Origin of the sequence: Solihabitans fulvus, from assembly GCF_008386585.1 — a bacterium.
GTDB classification, from domain to species: Bacteria; Actinomycetota; Actinomycetes; order Mycobacteriales; family Pseudonocardiaceae; genus Solihabitans; species Solihabitans fulvus.
The window spans coordinates 104829-127863 of record NZ_VUOB01000033.1 but is presented as its reverse complement, the minus strand read 5'-3'; the positions used below and the strand labels follow the sequence as shown (position 1 = coordinate 127863).

20 protein-coding genes are annotated in these 23035 nt (G+C 72.1%); 5 read left to right on the top strand and 15 right to left on the bottom strand.

The annotated features are described in order from the left end of the window. Positions 1-165 precede the first annotated feature (165 nt). Both F0L68_RS19620 and eccCb read left to right on the top strand, forming a co-directional pair. Positions 166-540 carry an effector-associated constant component EACC1 gene (locus F0L68_RS19620; RefSeq protein WP_149851052.1) on the top strand — a complete coding sequence of 125 codons (375 nt, stop codon included), beginning with the start codon at positions 166-168 and terminating at the stop codon, positions 538-540. A 3-nt stretch (positions 541-543) separates the two neighbouring features. Beyond that, the gene (gene eccCb / locus F0L68_RS19615) at positions 544-4875 is read left to right on the top strand and encodes a type VII secretion protein EccCb (protein ID WP_223198948.1); all 4332 of its coding nucleotides are present in this window, start codon (positions 544-546) and stop codon (positions 4873-4875) included. Between the two features lie 13 nt (positions 4876-4888). Here the strand turns inward: eccCb and F0L68_RS19610 are convergent, their stop codons facing one another. From F0L68_RS19610 to F0L68_RS19570, 9 genes are all read right to left on the bottom strand, one after another. After that, positions 4889-5332, bottom strand: coding sequence for a DoxX family protein (locus F0L68_RS19610; RefSeq protein ID WP_149851051.1), 444 nt, complete (start codon positions 5330-5332; stop codon positions 4889-4891). A 38-nt stretch (positions 5333-5370) separates the two neighbouring features. Beyond that, positions 5371-5661, bottom strand: coding sequence for a hypothetical protein (locus F0L68_RS19605; RefSeq protein WP_149851050.1), 291 nt, complete (start codon positions 5659-5661; stop codon positions 5371-5373). A 214-nt stretch (positions 5662-5875) separates the two neighbouring features. Continuing rightward, complete coding sequence (gene hutI, locus F0L68_RS19600) at positions 5876-7054, bottom strand: imidazolonepropionase (RefSeq protein ID WP_149851049.1); 1179 nt, start codon at positions 7052-7054, stop codon at positions 5876-5878. Continuing rightward, complete coding sequence (locus F0L68_RS19595) at positions 7051-8370, bottom strand: formimidoylglutamate deiminase (protein ID WP_149851048.1); 1320 nt, start codon at positions 8368-8370, stop codon at positions 7051-7053. Before F0L68_RS19595 ends, hutI begins: the two co-directional genes overlap by 4 nt. Positions 8371-8395: 25 nt before the next feature. Further along, the gene (locus tag F0L68_RS19590) at positions 8396-9598 is read right to left on the bottom strand and encodes an allantoate amidohydrolase (protein ID WP_149851047.1); all 1203 of its coding nucleotides are present in this window, start codon (positions 9596-9598) and stop codon (positions 8396-8398) included. A 40-nt stretch (positions 9599-9638) separates the two neighbouring features. After that, positions 9639-11291 (bottom strand): urocanate hydratase, encoded by a 1653-nt coding sequence (gene hutU / locus F0L68_RS19585; RefSeq protein WP_149851046.1) that lies wholly within the window; start codon positions 11289-11291, stop codon positions 9639-9641. Continuing rightward, positions 11288-12832: a histidine ammonia-lyase gene (hutH, locus tag F0L68_RS19580; RefSeq protein ID WP_149851045.1), complete on the bottom strand. Its 1545-nt coding sequence runs from the start codon at positions 12830-12832 to the stop codon at positions 11288-11290. Before hutH ends, hutU begins: the two co-directional genes overlap by 4 nt. A 129-nt stretch (positions 12833-12961) precedes the next feature. Further along, positions 12962-14098 (bottom strand): hypothetical protein, encoded by a 1137-nt coding sequence (locus F0L68_RS19575; protein WP_149851044.1) that lies wholly within the window; start codon positions 14096-14098, stop codon positions 12962-12964. A gap of 2 nt (positions 14099-14100) precedes the next feature. Beyond that, positions 14101-14571 (bottom strand): sigma-70 family RNA polymerase sigma factor, encoded by a 471-nt coding sequence (locus tag F0L68_RS19570; RefSeq protein WP_149851072.1) that lies wholly within the window; start codon positions 14569-14571, stop codon positions 14101-14103. A 157-nt stretch (positions 14572-14728) separates the two neighbouring features. On the opposite strand from F0L68_RS19570, the gene F0L68_RS19565 reads away from it, so the two are divergent. Beyond that, positions 14729-15547, top strand: coding sequence for an IclR family transcriptional regulator (locus F0L68_RS19565; protein WP_149851043.1), 819 nt, complete (start codon positions 14729-14731; stop codon positions 15545-15547). A gap of 23 nt (positions 15548-15570) precedes the next feature. On the opposite strand, the gene F0L68_RS19560 is transcribed toward F0L68_RS19565, so the two are convergent. The 6 genes from F0L68_RS19560 to F0L68_RS19535 form a co-directional block, all read right to left on the bottom strand. After that, positions 15571-15855: a helix-turn-helix domain-containing protein gene (locus tag F0L68_RS19560; protein ID WP_149851042.1), complete on the bottom strand. Its 285-nt coding sequence runs from the start codon at positions 15853-15855 to the stop codon at positions 15571-15573. Beyond that, positions 15852-16133, bottom strand: a complete 282-nt coding sequence (locus F0L68_RS19555) for a type II toxin-antitoxin system RelE/ParE family toxin (RefSeq protein ID WP_223198947.1) — start codon at positions 16131-16133, stop codon at positions 15852-15854. The genes F0L68_RS19560 and F0L68_RS19555 overlap by 4 nt, the downstream gene beginning before the upstream one ends. Positions 16134-16345: 212 nt before the next feature. Beyond that, positions 16346-17242 carry an ABC transporter substrate-binding protein gene (locus F0L68_RS19550; RefSeq protein ID WP_149851041.1) on the bottom strand — a complete coding sequence of 299 codons (897 nt, stop codon included), beginning with the start codon at positions 17240-17242 and terminating at the stop codon, positions 16346-16348. Continuing rightward, positions 17239-18000 (bottom strand): ABC transporter permease, encoded by a 762-nt coding sequence (locus F0L68_RS19545; protein WP_149851071.1) that lies wholly within the window; start codon positions 17998-18000, stop codon positions 17239-17241. The genes F0L68_RS19550 and F0L68_RS19545 overlap by 4 nt, the downstream gene beginning before the upstream one ends. Next, positions 18000-18671 (bottom strand): ABC transporter permease, encoded by a 672-nt coding sequence (locus tag F0L68_RS19540; RefSeq protein ID WP_149851039.1) that lies wholly within the window; start codon positions 18669-18671, stop codon positions 18000-18002. Before F0L68_RS19540 ends, F0L68_RS19545 begins: the two co-directional genes overlap by 1 nt. After that, positions 18671-19756, bottom strand: coding sequence for an ABC transporter ATP-binding protein (locus F0L68_RS19535; protein WP_223198946.1), 1086 nt, complete (start codon positions 19754-19756; stop codon positions 18671-18673). Before F0L68_RS19535 ends, F0L68_RS19540 begins: the two co-directional genes overlap by 1 nt. Before the next feature lie 149 nt (positions 19757-19905). On the opposite strand from F0L68_RS19535, the gene F0L68_RS19530 reads away from it, so the two are divergent. Both F0L68_RS19530 and F0L68_RS19525 read left to right on the top strand, forming a co-directional pair. Beyond that, complete coding sequence (locus F0L68_RS19530; protein ID WP_223198945.1) at positions 19906-21510, top strand: bis-aminopropyl spermidine synthase family protein; 1605 nt, start codon at positions 19906-19908, stop codon at positions 21508-21510. Positions 21511-21665: 155 nt separating this feature from the next. Continuing rightward, the gene (locus tag F0L68_RS19525) at positions 21666-23018 is read left to right on the top strand and encodes a serine hydrolase domain-containing protein (protein ID WP_149851037.1); all 1353 of its coding nucleotides are present in this window, start codon (positions 21666-21668) and stop codon (positions 23016-23018) included. Positions 23019-23035: the final 17 nt, after the last annotated feature.

Here is a 23035-nt window from a genome sequence, read left to right as displayed (position 1 = left end):
GTCATGAAGGGTCCCTTCAGGACACTGGGTGTCTTGAAGGGACCCTTCATGACACTCCCGCCTCCTGATGGGTGAACGAGGTCCGCCGAAACGGCCTGACGTGGCTCGACCGACTGGTATACCTGGTGAGATCGGCCGGGCACACAGGGTGAGGTGGGAGCGGTCATGGGGCAGGCAACGCTGCGGTTGGACGCCGGGGACGTCGACGACGTCCGGCGGCACCGGCTGACCAGGTCGCTGTTCGACGACCTGCGGGCGCTGCACCTGGTCAACATCGCGCGGCCGGAACTGGAGGCGCCGCAGGGCGCCAGGTCCGGCACCGGCCAGGGCGTCGCCGAGCTGATCATCACCGGCGTGCTGTCCACCGGCACGGTGACCGCCATCGCCAAGGTCATCACCGCCTACCTCGACCGGACCAAGAGCCGGTCGGTGACCTGGCTCCAGGACGGGCGCGAGGTCACCTTCACCGGGATCTCCCAACAGGACCAGGCCGCCCTGGCCGAGGCGCTGGCCGGCGCGTCGGACCCCGAAGGCGGGTAGCCGATGGGCCAGCGCCACGCCCTGCTGATCGCGACCTCCCGGTACGCCGACCCGAAACTCCAACAGCTGCGGGCCCCCGTCGAGGAGGCGCAGCAGTTGGCGCAGCTGCTGCTCGACCCGTCGATCGGCGCGTTCGACTCGGCTCCGGTGCTGCTGGACGCCACCAAGAGCGCGGTGGAGAAGCGCGTCGAGGAGTTGTTCCACGGCAGGGACGTCGACGACCTCGTGCTGCTCTACCTGTCCTGCCACGGCATCAAGAACGACCACGACCAGCTGTTCTTCGCCGCCTACGACACCGAGGGACACCGGCCGTACTCCACGGCGGTCCCGTCGGTCCTGGTCGAGCACATGCTGGACGAGTGCCAGGCCAGGTCGAAGCTGGTGCTGCTGGACTGTTGCTACAGCGGCATGTTCACCCGGCGGCGGACCAGGAAGTCGGCAGGTGAGGTCGACCTGAGCAGTCAGCTCGGCAGCGGCAGCTACGTGATCACCGCGTCGAGCGAGCTGGAGTACGCCTACGAGGAAGAGCGGCAGGTGCTCAACCAGCCGCAGGCGGTCTCGGTGTTCACCTCGGAGGTGATCAGGGGCCTCGGCACCGGGGCCGCGGCGCGGCCAGGCCAGGACGTGATCACCGCGGACGATCTCTACGATTTCGTCTACCACGAGGTCAAGCGGCAGGGCCGCAACCAGTTGCCCCGGCGCAGCAACGAGGCCGAGGGCTCGTTCGTGCTGGCGAAGGCGCGCTCCCGAACGATCGTCGTCGGCGACCACACCAGCTCGCCGACCCTGGCCGACCTGCTGGCCACGCCGGACGACGCGCCGCCCGGCAGGCTGGTGGTGCCGATCGGCCAGGCGCCGCCCAGCCGGGAGCACGCCGACGACGTGCTGCGGCTGGACCTCGGCGGCCGGGACGGGCACGTCGCGATCGTCGGCCGGTTCCGCTCCGGCAAGTCCACGCTGCTGCGGACGCTGATCACCGGGCTGCGGTTCAACCAGTCGGCCGACGACGTGCACTTCTACTGCCTCGACGCGGGCGGTCAGCTCAGCTCGCTGCGGGAGCTGCCGCACGTGCGGTCCGTGGTCGGCCCGACCGAGTCGGCGCGAGCCATCCAGCTGCTCGGCCGCGTCCGGTCCGTCATCGACGCCAGGACCAGGCTGTTCAGCACCGCGCAGATCTCCGCGAGCCAGTACCGCGAGCTGCGCAGGCGCGGCAAGCTGCCGCCTGGCGAGCACGGCGAGGTGTTCCTGGTCGTCGACGGCTGGCAGCGGTTCGCCGGGGAGGTGCCCGACTTCGCCACGGCCGTGCGGACCATCGCCGACGCCGGCCTCGACTACGGCGTGCACGTCGTCGCCACCGCGCGGCACTGGAGCGAGCTGCCTGCGGATGTCTACACGCTGCTGCGCGGCCGCATCGAGCTCGGCCTCGACGATCCGGCCGAGTCGAGGCTCAGCCCGGCACTGGCCGCGACGCTGCCGGACCTCGCCGGCTGGGGCCTGTACGCGGGCCGGCCGTTCCTGACCGCGCTGGACCGTTCCGCGGAGATCGAGCCGCAGTGGGACGGCGAGCTGCCCGTGGTCGACCCCTCGGTGTGGCACGCGCTGGTCCTCGCGCCCCCGGGCGCCGTGCTGGGCGCCGTGCCGGCCGCGCCGGTGGCGCAGGCGGACCCGGTGGACCCGTTGGACAGCAGCCCGCAGCTGCTCGCGCTGCTCGACCACGACCCGCCGAGGACGACTCTGTTCGACTGGAGCCCCGATCCGGCCGCCTTCGACGTGCAGCAGGCGTGGCGGCCGAGAACGCGGCGCGACCGCTACCGGGTGCCGTTCGGCATCGACGAGTCCGGCAGCAAGGTCGAGCTGGACATCAAGGAGCCCGCGCAGCACGGCATGGGCCCGCACGGGCTGCTGATCGGGGCGACCGGGTCGGGCAAGTCCGAGCTGCTGCGCACGCTCGTGCTCGGGCTCGCCGCGACGCACTCCTCGGCCACGCTGAACATGATCCTGGTCGACTTCAAGGGCGGGGCCACCTTCCGGGGTCTTGGCAGGCTGCCGCACGTCGCCGCGACCATCACCAACCTGGCCGACGACCTGACGCTGGTGGACCGGATGCGGGACGCCATCGCGGGCGAGATCGCGCGGCGGCAGGAGTTGCTGTCCATCAAGGACCACGCGAACGTCGACGAGTACGAGCGGGCCAGGCGAAAGGGCGCGGACCTCGATCCGTTGCCGGCGCTGTTCGTCTGCATCGACGAGTTCTCCGAACTGTTGACCGCCAAACCCGAGTTCATCGACCTGTTCGTGCAGATCGGCCGCATCGGCAGGTCGCTCGGGATCCATCTGTTGCTTGCCTCGCAACGCCTTGAGGAAGGCAAGCTGCGCGGCCTGGACACCCACCTGTCCTACCGGATCGCCCTGCGGACCTTCACAACCGGCGAGTCCCGCGCCGTGCTCGGGCGGCCGGACGCCTACGAGCTACCTGCGACCCCTGGGTCGGGCTACCTGGCCGTGCAGGGCGAGCCGCTGGTCCGGTTCCGGTCCGCCTACGTGTCCACCCCGCATCTCTCCGGCGAGGAGGACGCGGTGGGCCCGGCCGTGCTCGACCTGCTGGTCGACCGGATGGCCGGGGAGGGGCCGCCCGCGCACCCGATCTGGCTGCCGCCGCTGGACGCCTCGCCCGTCCTCACCGACCTGCTGCCGCCGTTGATCGTCGACGAGCAGCGCGGGTTCGGGCCGGCCGGGCCGATGACCGGCGCGCTGCGGACCCCGGTCGGCCGGGTGGACCGGCCGTTCGAGCAGCGGCACGACCTGCTGATGGCGGACTTCTCCGGCGCGGCGGGGCACGGTGCGATCGTCGGTGGTCCGCAGTCGGGCAAGTCGGTGATGCTGCGAACGCTGATCACCTCGATGGCGTTGACGCACACGCCCGAGGAGGTGCAGTTCTACTGCCTCGACCTCGGCGGCGGCACGCTCCAGTCGCTGCGCGGGCTCCCGCACGTCGGCGACGTGGCCGGCAGGCTGGACGTCGACCGGATGCGCAGGACGGTGACCAGGCTGACCGACCTGCTGCGGCGGCGCGAGGCCCGGTTCCGCGAGCTGGGCATCCATTCGCCCGCGGAGTTCCGCGACCGCCGTGGGGATGGCGGGACGCTGTCCGACGAGTTCGGTGACGTGTTCCTGGTCATCGACGGCTGGCAGACCTTCCGGCAGGAGTTCGAGGAGCTGGAATCGGATGTGGTGGGGCTGGCCACGCGGGGCCTGTCCTACGGCGTGCACCTCGTGCTCACCGCGAACCGGTGGGCGGACATCCGGCCCGCCGTCAAGGACCTGATCCTCACCCGGTTCGAGCTGCGGCTCGGCGACCCGAGCGAGTCCGAGGTCAACCGCAGGGCCGCCGCCGCCGTGCCGACCGGCCGGCCGGGACGCGGGCTGATCGGGGAACGGCTGCACTTCCTCGCCGCGCTGCCGGTGCTCGGGTCGGACAGCACGCTCGCCGACGGCGTCACCGACACCGTCGAGTACGTCGCGCGGTCCTGGCACGGCCCGACCGCCACGCCCGTCACGGTGCTGCCGACCGAACTGTCCTACCAGGACCTGCTGGCCGAGGGCGACCAGCCGGCCAAGGGCAGGCTCGTGCCGATCGGCGTCGACGAGGACCACCAGACGGTGTACCTGGATTTCGCCGCGGACCCGCACTTCGTCGCCTTCGCCGACGCCGAGCACGGCAAGACGAACCTGCTGCGCACCATCGTGCGCGGCATCACGGACCGCTACACCTCCAACGAGGCGGCCATCCTGCTGGTGGACTACCGGCGCACCATGCTGGGGCTCGTCGACCGCGACTATCAGATCGGCTACGCGGTCTCGTCGAACCAGTTCGCCGACATGCTCAAGGACGTCCGGGACTCGATGGCCAACCGGCTGCCCGGCCCGGACGTCACGCAGGAGCAGCTGCGGAACCGGTCCTGGTGGAAGGGCCCCGAGCTGTTCATCGTCGTCGACGACTATGACCTGGTGGTGACGTCGTCGGTCAACCCGCTGCTGCCGCTGGCCGACTTCCTCCCGCAGGCCAAGGACATCGGCCTGCATCTGATCGTGGCCCGCCGCAGCGGCGGCGCGGCGCGCGCCGTCTTCGACCAGATCCTCGGCAAGCTCGTCGAGCTCGCCGGCCCCGGCCTGGTCATGAGCGGCAACCGGAACGAGGGCCCGTTGCTCGGCAACGTCAGGCCGACGCCGCTGCCGCCGGGCCGGGGCGCGCTGGTCAGCCGCCGCCACCCCGACCGCCTCGTCCAGGTGGCCCTGCTGCCCCAGGACGAGCCGGAGCCGTCGAGCGAGGGCTGAGCGCGGCCGGCCGTCAGCGCGCCGGCCTGGCCAGGATCCAGGCGCTGTCGTTCGGCACGGGATCGCGGCGACCCTTCGGCCGCAGTGCCCACGAGGCGAGCGCGAACAGGGCGAAGACGCCCGGCCCCACCGCGTCGCCGAGCGAGTCGCCGACCGCCAGGTGCGAGAAGGATGCGCCCGAGTAGACGAAGAACACCCCGGCGTAGGCCCATTCCTTGAGTCGGGGAAAGCCGGGGGCGATGATCGCCAACACCGCGGCGATCTTCCAGAGGCCCATCAGCGTGGCGAAGTAGAGCGGATAACCCAGGTGGTTGAACATGTCCTTGACGTAGGGAATCCGGAAGAGATCCCAGTACGCGCCGCCGACGGCGGACTCGGCGAGCAGGATCAGCGTCGTGAACCAGTAGACGACGGAACGGATGCGGGACGGGGTGACGAAACGGGTCGGCGTGGTCATGGCGGCACGTCCTCCACTTCTGTTCGACGGAAACGAGGTCAGCGCTGGTCGACGATCTCGCCGTTGACCGCGGTCGCGTCCGTGAGCAGCGACATCGCCGCCGGGGCCTGCGGGAAGTCCGGCAGCGCGGCCAGCGCGGCGCCGAACTGCTCCGCCGAGTCCCAGCGCCAGGCGTCGGTGTAGGTGCCGTCCTCGAGGCGGGTCAGCCTGACCTCGGCGAGGCCGGAGTGCGCGGCGCGAATGGCGGTGATCAGCGCGGCACGCCGGACGAGCAGCTCGTCGAAGTCGGCGGGGTCGACGGAGTAGTGGTGCGTCCTGACGACAGACATGGCGGGTCCTTTTCCTGTGGCGGCAGGCATTTCGGCCGCATCGGTTGGGCTTTGCCCCTCGCCGGTATGACGGTTGCCGGCGAGGGAATGTGACCGAAGCCCGAACCAAACCCCTGTGACCAGGGGCGCAACGAAAGCAGGGCCACGACCCCTGCCGGTCGTGGCCCCGCGATCCGCCTTCTGCCTAGCTGCCTGCTGCCTAGCCGCCTTCTGGCTAGCTTCCTGCTGGCCAGCCGCCCACGACCCGCCTGCCCGCGCGCCACACGGCGTGCGTCAGCGGCACCCCCGGCCGGTAGGCGAGATGCGTGACGGACGGCGCGTTCAGCACGTGCACGTCGGCGCGGCTGCCCGGCCGCAGCACGCCGACCGCGCCGTCGCCGGTCTCCCTGCGCAGCGCCCGCGCGCCGCCCCAGGTCGCGGCGCGCACCGCCTCGGCCACGCTCAACCGCAGCTGGAGCACGGCGGTGGCCACGCAAAACGCCATCGAGGACGTGTAGGACGAGCCCGGATTGCAGTTGGAGGCAAGAGCGATCGTCGCGCCGGCGTCCAGCAGCGCCCGCGCGTCCGGCAGCGACTGGCGGGTGGACAGGTCGCAGGCGGGCAGCAGCGTCGCGACCGTGTCGGAGCCGGCCAGCGCCTCGACGTCGGCGCCGGACAGGTAGGTGCAGTGGTCCACGCTCGCCGCGCCGAGTTCGACGGCCAGCCGCACGCCGGGACCCTCGCCGAGCTGGTTGCCGTGCACGCGCAGGCCGAGTCCGCGCTCCTTGGCCGCGACGAGCACCGCGCGCGACTGGTCCGCGTCGAACGCCCCGGTCTCGCAGAACACGTCCGCCCAGCCGACGTGCGGCGCGACCGCGTCCAGCATCTCGCCGCACACCAACGCCACGTAGTCGTCGGCGTCCCAGCCCTGCGGCACCAGGTGCGCGCCGAGGAAGGTCACCTCGTCCGCGTGCCTGGCGGCCAGCCGCGCGGACCGCAGCTCGTCGGCGACGGTGAGCCCGTAGCCGGTCTTGGTCTCCACATAGGTGGTGCCCTGCGCGACGGCCTCGGCGACGTGCCGGCGCAGCACGTCCTCGAGTTCCGCGTCCGTGGCTGCGCGGGTCGCGTTGACCGTGACGGCGATGCCGCCAGCCTGATAGGGCTGGCCGGCCATCCGCGCGCCGAACTCCTCGGTGCGGTCGCCGGCGAACACCAGGTGCGTGTGGCTGTCCACCCAGCCGGGCAGCACGGCGCGACCGGCGACGTCCACCCGCTCGTCCGCGTCCGGTGCCTGCGCGGCGGGCCCGACCCACGCGACGCGGTCGCCGTCCAGCACCAGCGCGGCGTCGGACAGCTGGCCGAGCTCGTCGTCGTTCGTGGTCAGTTCACCGACACCGGTGATCAGCACGCTCATGTCCACAGCCCTTCGATCGCGTCGGCCAACAACCGACCGACCTCGCCAAGCGTCTCGTGCCGACCGCCGCTCGCGACCACCCTGCCGCCGACCACCACAATGTCCACATCGGACTGTGTCGCGGTCAGCAGGACCTGTTCCGGCAGGGAACCCGCCGTGCGGATCGTGTCCAACTGCACCGCGACCAGGTCGGCGGGCGCGCCAACCTCGATGCGGCCAGCGTCCGGCCAGCCGAGGCTCGCGTGACCGTCCGAGGTGGACGCCGCGAGCAGTTCGGTCGGGGCGAACCGGCCGCGCTGCCCGGTGCGCAGCCGCTCGCCGTGCTCGAGGGCCCGCGCCTCAAGCAGCGGGTCGACCACGGCGTGCTGGTCGCTGCCGAGCGCGATCGGGCTGCCGGCGTCGCGCAGCTCCCGCGCCGGCCCGATGCCGTCGGCCAGGTCGGCCTCGGTCGTCGAACAGAAGCACGCGGTCGCCCCGGCCGAGCCGAGCAGCGCGACATCGCGGTCGGTGAGGTGGGTGGCGTGCACGGCGGTGGTCCGCCGCGCCAGCGCCCCGGCCGCGTGCAGCAGCTCCGTCGGCGTCCGGCCGTACGCGGCGACGCACGCCTCGTTCTCGGCGGGCTGCTCGGACAGGTGCACGTGCAGCGGCCGCTCGGCGAACGCGGCGGCCACTTCGGCCATCGCGTCCGGCGGCACCGCGCGCACCGAGTGGATGGCCGCGCCGATCCTGGTGCCCGCGTCCCCGCGCAGCGCGCCGACCCGCTCGGCCCAGGCCGCCGCCGACCCGTCGGAGAACCGTTGCTGCTCGGTCGAAAGCGGCGTCTCGATGCCGCCGGTCAGGTAGCACGCGTCCAGCAGGGTCAGCCGGATGCCGGCCGCGCACGCGGCGGCCCGCAGCGCCTCCCCCATCGCGTTCGGGTCGACGTAGGGACGCCCGTCCGGCGCGTGGTGCAGGTAGTGGAACTCGCCGACGCAGGACACTCCCGCGACGGCCATCTCCGCGTAGACGGCGGTGGCCAGCCGAAGGTAGCTGTCCGGGTCGAGCCGCCCGGCCAGCCGGTACATGCCCTCGCGCCAGGTCCAGAACGTGCCGCCGTCGCCGTGCGTCCTGCCGCGCAGCGCGCGGTGGAACGCGTGCGAGTGCGCGTTGGCGAAGCCGGGCAGCACCACGCCGGCCAGCCGCCGCGCGCCGAGCGGCGCCGACTGGCCCGAGGACACCTCGGTGATCCGGCCGGCCGCGTCCACCCGCACCAGCACGTCGGCGGCCACCCCCTCGGGCAGCCACGCCCGCTCACACCAGTAGGTCGTCGGGCTCACGGGCGGTCCCCTTCCTGGTGCGGTGTCACCTGTTCAGCTGGTCGAGCACGGTGACCAGCGCGGCCACCCCGGCCTCGCAGTCGGCGGGCTCGGCGAACTCGGCAGGCGCGTGGCTGACGCCGGTCGGGTTGCGCACGAACACCATCGCGGTCGGCACGTCCGCCGCCAGGATCCCGGCGTCGTGACCGGCCCCTGTCGGCAGCGCCGGCACCCCGCCGAGCGCGGCGGCCAGCTCGTCGCGCAGGCCCGCGTCGAAGTGCACGGTGTCGCCGTAGGACTCCTCGGTGACGCGCAGCAGGCAGCCCTCGGCCTGCGCCGCCGCCTCGGCCGCTGCGGTGATCTCCGCGACCACCGCCCTGGTGGTCGCGTCGTCGCCCGCCCTGGCGTCCAGCCACAGATCGACGCTCGACGCGATCACGTTGGTGCCACCGGGAGTCGGCAGGATCCGGCCGACCGTCGCCCGCGCACCGTCCACAGTGGACGCGGCGCGGCGGGCGGCCAGCACCACGTTCGACGCCGGCAGCATCGGGTCCCTGCGGTCGCCGATCGGCGTCGCCCCGGCGTGGTTGCCCTCGCCGGAGAAGCTGAACCGCCAGCGGCCGTGCGCGAGGATCGAGCTGGCCATCCCGATCGGCGCGGCCAGGTCCACCAGGCCCCTGCCCTGTTCGACGTGCAGCTCGACGAAGCAACCGATGTCCCGCAACGCCTTCGCGTCCCGGCCGAGCCCGGCCGGGTCGAGCCCGGCCGAGCGCACCGCGTCCGCCAGGGTGACGCCGTCTGGATCCGTCAGCCGCCTGGCCGCGTCGGCGTCGATGCGGCCGGTGAGCAGCCGGGAACCGAGGCACGCCACACCGAACCGGCCGCCCTCCTCCTCGGCGAACACCAGCAGCGCGAACGGCCGGCGCGGCACGAAACCGCGTGCCCGCAACGCATCCACCGCCGCGAGCGCGGACACCACGCCGAGCGGCCCGTCGAACGCGCCGCCGCCGGGCACCGAGTCGAGATGGCTGCCCGTCACCACGGCGTTCGGCCCCGGCGCGCCCCACCAGGCCCACAGGTTGCCGTTGCCGTCGACGCGGACGTCGAGGCCGCGCTTGACCGCCTCGGCCGTGAACCACTCGCGCAGCTCCAGCTCGACCCGGTCGAAGCCGTGCCGCGAGTAGCCGCCGCGCTGCCGGTCCACGCCGACCTCAGCGATGTCGACCAACAGGCCCGACGCGGTGCTCATGCCGCCTCCGCTTCGCCACACACGTCGGCGGTGGCCAGTGTCATGCGTTGTGCCCCATGGGAATCCGCACGCCACGCTCGGCCGCGACCTCGTCGGCCCGCTCGTAGCCCGCGTCGACGTGCCGCAGCACGCCCATGCCGGGGTCGTTGGTCAGCACCCGCTCGATCTTCTGCGCCGACAGGGCAGTGCCGTCCGCGACGGTGACCTGGCCGGCGTGGATGGACCGGCCGATGCCGACGCCGCCGCCGTGGTGGATGGACACCCAGGTCGCCCCGGACGCCGTGTTCACCATGGCGTTGAGCAGCGGCCAGTCCGCGATGGCGTCCGAGCCGTCGGCCATCGCCTCGGTCTCCCGGTACGGGGAGGCGACCGAGCCGCAGTCGAGGTGGTCGCGGCCGATCACCACGGGCGCGGACAGCTCGCCGCTGGCCACCATCTCGTTGAAGCGCAGGCCAGCAAGGTGCCGCTCGCCGTAGCCGAGCCAGCAGATGCGGGCAGGAAGCCCTTGGAACGCAACGCGTTCGCGGGCCATCCTGATCCACCTGGCCAGCGGCTCGTTGTCCGGGAACAGCTCCAGCATCGCGCGGTCGGTCGCGGCGATGTCCTCGGGGTCGCCGGACAGCGCGGCCCACCGGAACGGGCCCCTGCCCTCGCAGAACAGCGGCCGGATGTAGGCCGGCACGAAGCCGGGGAAGTCGAACGCCCGGTCGCAGCCGCCGAGCTTCGCCTCGCCGCGCAGCGAGTTGCCGTAGTCGAACACCTCGGCGCCGCCGTCCATGAAGCCGAGCATGGCGTCCACGTGGTCGGCCATCGAGTCCCGCGCGCGGTCGGTGAACTCGTCGGGCTTCTTCGCCGCGTAGTCGTGCCAGTCGGCCAGGTCGATGCCCTTGGGCAGGTACGCCAGCGGGTCGTGCGCGGAGGTCTGGTCGGTGACGATGTCCACCTCGACGCCCCGGCGCAGCAGCTCGGGCAGCACCTCGGCCGCGTTGCCGACCACGCCGACCGACAGCGCGCGGCGCTCCTTCTTCGCGGCCTCGACCCGGCGGATCGCGTCGTCCAGGTCGTCGGCGACCTCGTCGAGGTAGCGGTGCTCGACACGGCGGTGCGCGCGCTGCGGGTCGCACTCGATGACCAGCGCGACGCCCTCGTTCATGGTGACCGCGAGCGGCTGCGCGCCACCCATGCCGCCGAGGCCGGCGGTGACCGTCAGCGTGCCGGCGAGGGTGCCGCCGAACCGCTTGGCCGCGACGGCCGCGAACGTCTCGTAGGTGCCCTGGAGGATGCCCTGGGTGCCGATGTAGATCCACGACCCCGCGGTCATCTGCCCGTACATGGTCAGGCCAGCGGCCTCCAGCCTGCGGAACTCCGGCCAGTTCGCCCAGTCCGGCACCAGGTTCGAGTTGGCGATGAGCACGCGCGGCGCCCACTCGTGGGTGCGCAGCACGCCGACGGGACGGCCGGACTGCACCAGCAGCGTCTCGTCCTCGCCGAGCGTGGTCAGCTCTCGGCTGATCGCGTGGAAGCTCGGCCAGTCGCGCGCGGCCTTGCCGGTGCCGCCGTAGACGACCAGGTCCTCCGGCCGCTCGGCGACCTCGGGGTCGAGGTTGTTGTGCAGCATCCGCAGCGGGGCCTCGGTGGACCAGCTGCGTGCGGTGAGCGTCGTGCCGCGCGCGGCACGGATCGGCCCGGTCATGCGAACCTCCTGGTGGCGGCGAGCAGCGCGCCGGAACGGATCAGGTCTTCTGCTGCGGCGATCTCCGGCGCGAGATGCCGGTCCGGGCCGGGGCCCTCGACCCGCTCGCGGAGCAGGGCGACGGCCGCGGCGGTCGCCGGGGCGGGCTTGAGCGGGGCGCGCAGGTCGAGGGCGCGCGCGGCGGTCAGGTACTCCACGGCCAGCACCGTGCCGAGGCCGTCGACGGCGCGACGCAGCTTGCGGGCGGCGGCCCAGCCCATCGAGACGTGGTCCTCCTGCATCGCGCTGGTCGGAATCGAGTCGACCGAGGCCGGCACGGCAAGCCGCTTCAGCTCGGACACCACAGCGGCCTGCGTGTAGTGCGCGATCATGTGGCCGGAGTCGACGCCGGGGTCGGCGGCCAGGAACGGCGGCAGGCCGTGCGAGCGGGCGACGTCCAGCATCCGGTCGGTGCGGCGCTCGGCCATGCTGGCCACGTCGGCGACCGGGATGGCCAGGAAGTCCAGCACGTACGCCAGCGGCGCGCCGTGGAAGTTGCCGTTGGACTCCACCCGGCCGTCCGCGAGCACGACGGGGTTGTCCACGGCCGAGGCGAGCTCGCGGTCGGCCACGGTCTCGGCGTGCGTGATGGTGTCCCGCGCCGCGCCGTGCACCTGCGGCGAGCAGCGCAGCGAGTAGGCGTCCTGCACGCGGGTGCAGTCCGGTCCCCGGTGGCTGGCCATGATCTCGGAGTCGGCGAGCAGCGCGGTCATCCGCGCGGCGGACACCGCCTGGCCGGGATGCGGGCGCAGGGCCTGGAGGTCGGCGGCGAAGACCCGGTCGGTGCCGAGCAGCGCCTCGACGCTCATCGCGGCGGTCAGGTCGGCGACGTCCATCAGCGCGCGGAGGTCGGCGGCGGCGAGCACCAGCATGCCGAGCATGCCGTCGGTGCCGTTGATCAGCGCCAGCCCCTCCTTCTCGGCGAGCTGCACCGGCTCGATGCCGGCCTCGCGCAGCGCGTCGGCGGCGGGCATCAGCCGGCCGGTCGCGTCGCGGACCTCGCCCTCGCCGATCAGCGCCAGCGCGGCGGCGGACAGCGGCGCGAGGTCGCCGGAGCAGCCGAGCGAGCCGTGCTCGTGCACCACCGGCGCGATGCCGGCGTTGAGCATCCGCGCCATGGTGTCCACCGTGGACGGGCGGACGCCGGTGTGCCCGGTGGCCAGCGTCTGGAGCCGCAGCAGGACCAGCGCCCTGACGACCTCCCGCTCCACCTCGGGGCCGGCGCCGGCTGCGTGCGAGCGGACCAGCGAACGCTGGAGGGCGGCGCGCAGGTCCGGCGGGATGTGCCGGACGGCGAGCGCGCCGAAGCCGGTCGACACGCCGTAGGTCGGCTTCTCGGCGGTGGCCAGCTTCTCGATGTGCGTCCTGGCTGACCCGACCGCGTCCAGCGCGGCCTGGGTGAGCTCGACGCTCGCGTCGGCGCGGGCGACCGCCAACACCTCGTCACGGGTCAACGGCCTGGCGCCAAGCGGAACGTTGGCCGGTCGGTCGGGTCCTGGCATGTGCCCATCCCAACCCGCGCCCGGCGTTCGCACGACCCCAGGTCACCCGAGAGTGTCTGACATCCCAGACATATGCAGCATGAGCCGATCGAGAACGGGGTGCGGGGGCTCACCCCGCACCCCGTTCGGTCAGTGGCCCAGCCAGGCGTTGTCGCCGGGCTGGATGGTCAGCCCGTTCGCGAACGCCACCAGGTCCTGCTCGGTGAACGGGTTCGGCTGCTGCTGGTTGGCCGACGACGCGGAAACCGCCAGCCACAGGCCGTCGTCGAGCTGCACCGTGAGCACCGTGGTGGAGGCCATGAACGTCCGCCCCCACGGACCGGCGCCGGTGCTGGACAACGGCACCGTCGTGAAGCTGCCCTGCTTGCCGCGCACGGTCACGGCCCTGCCGCCGGTCACGCCGGGGTCGCTGTGCCGCACCTCGGCCCCGAAGATCTTCTTGTCGTGTCCGTCCCCGAAGCTCATGAACGCGCCCCAGGTCTGCGCGGACTCGCCATAGACACTCGCGTCGATGGGCTTGATCCCACCGGGCACGGTGCCGGGCACGAACGGGTTCTGCATCTGGGCGCTCCCGTCCGCCACCACCGACTCGGCGATCCGCGTCGCCGTGGCCTGGAGGTCCGGCACGGCGGCCAGGGTCAACTGGAGCACCTGGGAGTCGCTGGCGGCCCAGGTGAGCTGGATCGCGTTGTCACCGAGCGGCTGGAAATACGCCGGCTTCCCCTTGACCGTGGTCTTCACCACGGTCGGGTACTGGGACTCGGACTGGATGAAGGCGGCGGAACCGTTCTTGGCGGTGATCAGCTCCATGTTGATGTGTGTCGCCGCATCGTCATCGCGCGACCCTCGGCTACCACCGAAGCCCTTGCCCTTCACCCAGGTTCGGTTCTGGTCCGAGTTGTCCAGCCAGCTCTCGCGGTACTTCTCGACGTAGCCCTCGGGCAGCCAGCCGGCCTTGTACTTGAGCGCGATCCCCGCAGCGGCCGGCTTCGCCGCGCTGGAGGGCGCGCCGGCCGAGGCGCTTGGCGCGGCGCCGACCCCCACCTCGGGGGCGCGGCTGTCGCCCCCGCTCCCGTGCAGCAGCATCGTCGACGCGCCGACCGCGACGGCCGCCACGGCGGCGGCGGCCACCAGCAGCATCCTGCGCTGCCTCGGGACCGACGCGGTGGGCTCGTACAGCCGGTTCAGCACGGTCTGCGGGTGCGGCGCGCGGTCGGCCTGGCGGACCAGGGTGTCGCTGATCAGGGTCTCGGTTTCGTCGTGCATGGTCACAGTCCCTCCCCGGAACGGACGGTTGGTTGGCGGATGTTCGCGGCGCGCAGCGTGGCCAGCGCCCGCGAGATGTGGCTGCGCACAGTGCCCTCGCCGCAGCCGAACGCGGCGGCGATGGCCGCGTTGTCGTAGCCCTCGTAGTAGCGCAGCACCACGGCGGCGCGCTGCTTGCGCGGCAGGCGGGCGATCGCGGCAAGCATCGCGTCGCGCTCGTCGTAGCCGGCGGTGGGATCGGCGAACGGCGCGGTGACGACGTCGAGAGCCTGATGGGTCAGGGCGACCTCGCGCACCGCCCTGCGTCTTCGCCAGGACAGGTACTCGTTGGTGATCATGCGGTGGACGTAGGCGGCGGGGACGTTGGCCGAGGAGATCCGGGGCCACCGCTGCTGGGCGCGCAGCAGCACCTCCTGCACGATGTCCTGCGCGAGATACGGGTCGCAGGACAGCACGGTGGCGTAGCGGAGCATCGCGGCCAGTTCCACACCGACGAAGTCGTCGAAACTCGTGGGTGAGGCGGGCAAGGCGGGTCCTTCCTGCTGGTCGGGGCTGGGCCGCCCCTAGTGACGCCGCGACCGCCGGAATTGTTGAGTCGTAGTCTCGACCTGATCGACCGGAGGGAGGGACATGGGCACGAGCAGCGATGTGCCGGCGCTGCGCCGGGGCCTGGCCGTGCTGCGGTTGCTGGCCAGCCGGCCCGGCCCGATGTCCGCGGCTGCGGTGGCGCGCGAGCTGGACCTGCCGAGGTCGACGACCTACCACCTGCTGTCCGAGCTGGCCGAGGCCGGTTTCGCCACGCACCTGCCCGAGGAGCGGCGCTACGGGCTCGGGGTGGCGTCCTTCGAGCTGGGTTCGGCGTACCTGCGGCACGACCCGCTGGAGCGCTTGGCGCGGCCGCTGCTGCGCAGGCTGGTGGACCGGGTGGAGCGGACCGCGCATCTCGGCGTGCTGCACGGCGCGGAGGCGCTGTACCTGCTGCGGGAGCAGCCGAGGCAGCCGCAGACGCTGGTCACCGACGTCGGCGTGCGGCTACCGGCGCACCTGCCGGCCTCGGGGCGGGCGATGCTGGGGCACCTGCCGGCGGCGCAGGTCAGGGCGCTGCTGCCGACGGCGGGCAGCTTCGTCAACCGGACCGGGCGAGGACCGGGCAACCTGCCGGAGCTGCGCAGGCTGCTCTCGACCGAGCGCAGGCGGGGCTGGGCGGTGGAGGACGGCCACGTGACGGCCGGCTTCGCGTCGGTGGCGGCCCCCGTGTTCGATCACGGCGGCCGGCCGATCGCGGCGATCAGCGTGACGTTCCGGCATCTGTGCGCGCCGGACGACGGCAGTGGCACCAGTGCTGGCCAGGAGTGCGGTCAGACGTGGCCGGAGCTGGCCGAGGAGGTGCGGCGCGCCGCCGTCGAGCTGACCACCCGAATCGGCGGCCACGCCGCTCCCGGACCCTGAGGCAACGAAGCGGACGGCAGTGTTCAGGCAGGAGTGAGTTCGACGGACAACCGCATGTCCAGCGCCGCAGCGACCCGTTCAAGCACCGGCAGTGTCGGCACAGTGCCGCCGGCCTCGAACCGTGCCATCGCCGACTGCGTCATCCCCGCGCGCTCAGCCAGTTCAGTCTGCGACCAACCGCGCTGCTCCCGCAGCGAACGCACCTCGGCACCGAGTTCGAAGGCGATGCGAGCTGCTTCGTAGGCAGGGTGAGCGCGCTCAACACCGAGGCCCTTGCGCAGTTCTGTCCACGTGGTTCGCTCGGTCACGACTCCTCCTCATCCACGGTGTGCCGCTCGTCCTGACACCGTTGCAGCGCTCTGCGCGCCCGTTCGACCTGCGCGGTCTCACGCATCTTGGTCTTGTGCCAGACGGTGAGCAGGACGATCCGCCGGCCAGGGGCGATCCAGTAACTGATCCTGGTAGGCGAGCTGTCCAGCCAAAACCGCAGCTCGCGGAGTTTTCCGTCCAGCTGTCGAGTGTGTGGCTCGCTGAGCAGGGGCCCGCGCTCGGCCAGCAGGTCGAGGTAGAACGCAACGTGGTGCACTGCGTCTTACCCAAGGCTCCTGAGCCAGTCACGGACTTCCGGTTCCAGCTCGACAGTACCCCAATCCATAGCACGGATGCTATAGAGCGTCGAACGGCCAACTCGCATCGGGCACTAACGACGCGTGAGTAATCCCGCACGCACCGTCATATTCAGGATGCCCAGCGGACCGCCCGTGCGGTCCCGTCGCCGGAACCGCACGGGTCCCGGTGTCAGAGGTTGTTCTGCTTGACGAAGTCGGCGGCCACGTTGGCCACCGTCTCCTTGTCCACGTCGACCCGCTTGACCAGCGCGGCCAGCTTGTCGGTGGTCAGGGCGGCGGAGACCTTGTTCAGCGCGGTCTTGCCCTTGTCGGTGAGGGCGTCGTTGCGCACCAGCGGCACGATGTTCTGCGCCGGGTACATGTTCTTCGGGTCGGCGAGCTGCACAAAGCCGTTCGCGGCGATGTCCGACGAGGTGGTGAACAGGTTCGCCACCTGCGTCTCACCCGACTTCAGCTTGTCGACGGTGATCGGGCCGCCAGCGTCGGTGGCCTTGATCTCCTTGAACTCGCAGCCGTACAGCTCCTTGATCTTGTCCTTCCAGCGCTGCGGCCACTCGCCGGCCGCGCCGAGCACCAGGGTGGCGCACTTCGGGCCGAGGTCGGCCATGGACTTCACGCCGGAGTCCGCGGTCTGCTTGGTGACGACCAGGACGTCCTTGTCCTCGGCAGCCGACTTGTCGTACACGCCGAGGCCGGCGGGCACCTTGGTCTTCAGCGCCGCGTAGACGTCCTCGCTGGTGCTGGTGGTGTTGGACTTGTCGAAGAAGTTCAGCAGGTTGCCGCTGTACTCGGGCACAACGCCGAGCGACTTGTCCTGCAACGCCTTGACGACGATGTCCCGCGCCCCGATGCCCGGCTTGACCGTCGCCTTGAATCCCGCGTTGCGCAGCGCTCCCGCGTACACCTCGGCGAGCACCTTGTTCTCGGTAAAGTCGGCCGAGCCGACCACCACGTCACCGCCGCCACCGCTCTGGTCGCTGCTGTTGCCCGACAGGCTCTGGCTGGAGCCACATGCGGACAGCAACAGCGCGGTCCCTACCGCGAGAGCGGCCACCGTGCGCTTCATGCTCTGGTTCCTCCGGTTTCCTGCTGGCCCCCAGTAGTGACCAGCTCTTGCACAGGTTCCTCAACCCGGCGTTGGGTTCTCCGCCTGCCCGCCGTCCCCGCGATCAGCCTCAGGCCGCGCGGCACGACGAGTTTCTGCGCCCCCGCGAGCACGAGATCGAGCAGCACCGCGAGCAGGGCGATCAGCACGGCCCCGGACACGACCTGACCGTAGTCGAGCACCCGCAGGCCATCCAGCAGCGGCCGACCGAGTCCGCCGAGCCCGACGAACGCCGCGACACCCGCCGTCGCCACGACCTGGAGCATCGAGCTGCGCACGCCGCCCATCAGCAGCGGCATCGAGTTGGGCAGCTCGACCCGCCACAGCAGCTGCCGCCCGGTCATGCCCATGCCCTTCGCGGCGTCCACCACCGAGCGGTCCACGTCCTGGAGCCCGGCGTAGGTGCCGGCCAGGATCGGCGGGATCGCGAGGACCACCAGGCCGAGCAGCACCGGCACGGTCCCGCCGCCGGCGATCAGGTAGAGGATGCTGACCAGGCCGAGGGTCGGCAGGGCGCGCAGCACGTTGCTGGCGCCGACGAGCAGCACGCTGCCGCGCCCGGTGTGCCCGACGAACATGCCGAGCGGCACGCCGACGAGTCCGGCGGCGAGCACCGCGAGCACGCAGTAGAGCAGGTGTTCGGCCACCCTGGCCGGCACGCCGCCGGGGCCGGTCCAGTGGCTCGGGTCGGTCAGCCAGGTGACCATGTCGGCGAAGATCACTGGACGGCCACCCCCTGCACCCTGGTCCACGGCGTGAGCGCCCGCCGCAGCGCGACGAGCAGCAGGTCGACCACCAGCGCGAGCACCAGGGTCAGCGTGATCCCGACGATGATCGGCGGCAGGTAGCGGCGGGAGAACCCGTCGGTGAACAGGCCGCCGAGGCCGCCGGTGCCGATCAGCGCGCCGACGCTGACCAGGCTGATGTTGCTCACCGACCCGACCCGCATGCCGGCGGCGAGCACCGGGATCGACAGCGGCAGCTCAACGGCGAGGAAGCGTCGCCACTGCCGGAAGCCCATCGCCGTCGCGGCCGCGATCACGTGGGCGGGCACCGCGTCCAGCGCGTCGGTGATCGGCCGGACCAGCAGCGCGGTGGTGTAGATGGTCAGCGCGACGATCACGTTGACCGGCGACAGGATCTGCGAGCCGATCAGCACCGGGATGATGACGAACAGCGCGATCGACGGCACGGTGTAGACGATGTTCATCACACCGAGCAGCGCGCCGCGCGCCCGGCCGAACCGGTGGGCGACCCAGCCGAGCGGCACCGCGACCACGACGCCGAACACCAACGGCAGCAGCGACAGGTAGATGTGGTCGACCAGGTCGGTGCCGATGTCGGCGCGGGTGCCCGCGTCGCTCAGGTACTTCCCGAGATCGCTGAACATCAGCGCCGACTTCCCCGCTGCGCCTCGATGAGGTCGAGCACCTGGCGCGCGGTCAGCACGCCCGCGTACCGCCCCTCCTCATCGACGACGACGCCGAGGCCGGACGGCGAGGACAGCGCGGCGTCCAGCGCGCCGCGCACGGGAGTGCCCAGCGTGTACAGGGAACCGCCCGGCTCAAGGCCGTCCTCGGTCACCTGTCCGTCCACAGTGGACCCAGCCGGCAGCCACCCGCGCGGCTGGCGCCCGTCGTCGAGCACCAGCCGCCAGTCCGAAGCCTGGGACACGGCGTCCCCGATCGACGCCGTTGCCACCTCGCGGATCTCCACGCCACTGGCGTCCACAAAGGACAGTGCGCGATAGCCTCGGTCCTTGCCGACGAAGTGCGCGACGAAGTCGTCGGCGGGCCTGGCGAGCAGCTCGGCGGGCGGCGCGTACTGGGCGAGCACGCCGCCCTGCCGGAACACCGCGACCTTCTCGCCGATGCGGACCGCCTCGTCGATGTCGTGTGTGACGAAGACGATCGTCTTGTCCAGTTCCGCCTGGAGCCGCAGCAGCTCGTCCTGGAGTCCCTCGCGGACCACGGGGTCGACCGCGCTGAACGGCTCGTCCATCAGCAGCACCGGCGGGTCCGCAGCGAGGGCCCGCGCCACGCCGACGCGCTGCTGCTGGCCACCGGACAGCTGCACCGGGTAGCGCTTGCCGAGCGAGGCCGGCAGCCCGACGAGTTCGAGCAGTTCGGCCGCGCGGCTGCGCGCCTTGCGCCGGGTCCAGCCGAACAGCAGCGGCACGGTGGCCACGTTGTCGAGCACGGTCCGGTGCGGGAACAGCCCGGCCTGCTGGATGACATAGCCGATGCCCCTGCGCAGGGTCGGCGGGTCGGCGCTGCGGACATCCTTGCCGTCAACCAGGATCGTGCCCGACGTGGCGTCGATCATCCGGTTCACCATGCGCAGCGACGTCGTCTTGCCGCAACCGGAAGGTCCGACGAACACCGTGATGGTGCCAGCGTCGACAGTCAGGTCGAGGTGGTTGACGGCGACGGTCCCGTCATCGAACCGCTTGGTCACGGCCCGGAACTCGATCACCCGAGGTCCCTCCGGTCGTGACGGCCTCTTGCCGGCCGCCGCGGAATCGAACGACCTTAACCCGAACCCCCGACACAGGCATGGCATTCCAGCATCCGGGCGACCAGGTTCACTCCCTTCACCCGGACGACCCGTAGGCTGCCTCGGTTGTGACCAGCGATTCGCCCCAATCCACGCCCAGTCCGGCGACCGCGCTGTCCTCGGTCGCCCTGCTGCTCGCCGAGCACGGCGTGCACGGCCGCCGCCTCCGCGACGCGCTTGCCCTGCTCTGCCAGGGCTGGCAGGCCTTCGACGACCTCGTGCGCGCCACCGCCCTGCCGCGCAGGACCGTGCAGGAGCTGGTCGCCGCGGCCGACGACGACCTCCGGCGCGCCGGGGCGAACCTGCGGATCGCGCCCGAACTGGCCGCCGAGTACCGCCGCCGATTCGCGCTCGACCGGGCGAACCTCGGAAGTGTCGCGGAACACCCCGAGCTGCTCGCGGCGATCGGCGCGGACATCGCGGCCGTGCCGCCCCCGCTGGCCGCGCTCGACCACGTGCAGGCGACCGACGAGACGGCGCTGCGCCGGGCGCTGTGGCTCGCGGAGAACTACGAGCTGGCCGGCGGTCGGCTGCTGTGCCTCGGCGACCACGACCTGACCTCGCTCGCGGTCTGCGCGGTCGCGCCGGAGACCGCCGTGACGGTGGTCGACGTCGACGAGCGGCTGCTGGAGTTCATCGACACGCGGGCGCGGCAGCGCGGCTGGAACATCCGCTGCCTGCACGCCGACCTGCGGTTCGGCTTCCCGCCCGCCGCGCTGGAGTGGGCGGACCTGGTGTTCACCGACCCGCCCTACACCCCGGAGGGGATGGCGCTGTTCCTCGCCGCTGGCGTGCGCGCGCTGCGCGACCCGGCGCAGGGGCGACTGCTGGTCGCCTACGGCTACAGCGAGCGGAACCCCGCGCTCGGGTTGAAGGTGCAGCAGGAGATCCAGCGGCTTGGCATCGTGTTCGAGGCGATCCTGCCCGGCTTCCACCGCTACCACGGCGCGCAGGCCGTCGGCAGCGCCAGCGACCTGTACGTGTGCCGGCCGACCGCGCGCGCCGCGAAGCTCGCAACGCCGCAGGCCGCGCGCAGGGTCGGCATCTACACGCACGGCCCGCAGTCCATCGAGGCGACCGGGCCGTCCCAGGAGATCCTGGACGCGCTGCGCGAGTTGGCCGCGCGGCCGGGCTCCTCGCCCGCGCCCAAGCCGCGCGGGCCGGGCTGGGACGAGCCGATCGGCAAGGGCGCCGCCGCGCTCGCCGTCGACCTGACCGACGACCCCGGCCCGTGGCTGCTGCGCACCCTGCTGGCGTGCGCCGCGGGCCGGATGGCCGCGCTGGTGAGCAACAACCACCCCGACATCAGCAACGAGCGCGGCCAGCGCGCGCTCGCCGAGCTGGTCGGCCCGAGATTCACGCTGCGGTTCCTGCGCAGCACGCCGGACAACAAGCACGCCGTCGTGCTGGCCGAGGCCGCGCCGGTCGCCGCGACCGACCCGGCCGCCACCGTGCTGCGGGAGCTGCTGCTGCGGGCGCACGGCAAGCTCGGCAACGTGTGGCGGGAGGCCCTGATCAACGCCTCGCGCGGCGAGCTGACCAAGAAGGCCGCGGCGCAGCGCGTCGAGGCGGCCGCGCCTGATCCGGCCGAGCTGGACCTGCGCCTGATCGACCTGCCGAGGCACCGCATCACGACCCTGTTGGCCGCCATGGCGAACTCCGCGACGACCTGACCGGGCTGACCGGCCCGGCCGAGGGCCGCCGTCGTTTCCCCGAGGTGACACCGGTTTCCGTGCGGTGCCACCAGGTTTCGTGCCCTGGCACCGGGTCAGGGCGGTGTCAGGGCGGGGACCGTCCGGTGTCAGGGCGGTCGGCGATCGTTGCCGACATGACCATTTCACCGATCGCAGCCGCGAGTCCGCGAATCACCAGGGGCACCAAGGACAACGGGGTCCGGACGCCACGGATCCTGCGGCGAGTGGGCGGCACGGCGCTGGCGGTAACGCTGCTGGCCGGGGTCGCCGCACCCGGGTTTGCCGCCGCGGCCAGCACGGTCGCGCCGCAGGCCGCCGCCGGGCAGGACCGTCCGGAGTTGCGGCAGGCGATCCAGTCGATCGTCGACTCCGGTTTCACCGGGATGCAGCTGCGCGTGCACGATCAGCGGGGCGACTGGGCCGGCAGCGCCGGGGTGCGCAAGCTGGGCGAGACCGCGAAGCCGCCGACGGACGGGCGGTTCCGGGTGGGCAGCGTCACCAAGACCTTCACCGCGACCGTGGTGCTGCAACTGGTGGCCGAGAGCAGGGTCGGGCTGGACGCTCCGGCGGCCGACTACCTGCCCCAGTTCGGCCTTGACCGGCGGATCACGGTGCGGATGCTGTTGCAGCACACCAGCGGGGTGTTCAACTTCACCGGCGAGTACTACCCCGACGGGACGGTCGTGCCGGGGATCCCGTCGGCGGGCAAGGAGTGGGTGGACAACCGGTTCCACACCTACCAGCCCGACGAGCTGGTCAGGTTCGCGCTGTCCAAGACGCCGCGGTTCGCACCTGGGACGGACTGGAGCTACTCCAACACCAACTACGTGCTGGCCAGGCTGCTGATCGAGGGGGTCACCGGCCACTCCTACGCCGACGAGATCCAGCGGCGGATCGCGCGGCCGCTCGGGCTGTCGGGCACCACGGCGCCGGGCACCCGGACGGAGATCCAAGGGCCGCACGCCCACGCCTACTACACGTACGAGGACGGCAGGCAGCCGAAGACGGTCGACATCACCCGCCAGAACCCCTCCTGGATCTCCAGCGCGGGCGAGATGATCTCGACCACCAAGGACCTCGACACGTTCGTCTCCGCGCTGCTGGGCGGGAAGCTCCTCCCGGCCCCGCTGCTGGCCGAGATGCGCAAGGCGCACCCAACCAGCGACCCGAAGAGCGGCTACGGCCTCGGGCTGTTCCTCCAGGACGTCGGCCCGAACTGCGGCGGCACCATCGTCACCCACAACGGCCACGTCCAGGGCTACGCGACGCTGATGTACAGCACGCTCGACGGCAGCAGGACGCTGGAGGCCTCGCTGACCTACGTCGAGGACGTCGCGCAGACCCAGGCGGCGGCGTACCTGAAGGCCGTTGACACGCTCATCAAGCTGGAGTTCTGCGGCGGGCAGACAGGGTCGGCAGCCGGGTCCGAGGCCCGGTCGACGACGCCGAGCACCGTGGCCCCGGACGCTCTTAAGGGAGACTCCTAAGAGCTCCTAACACAATG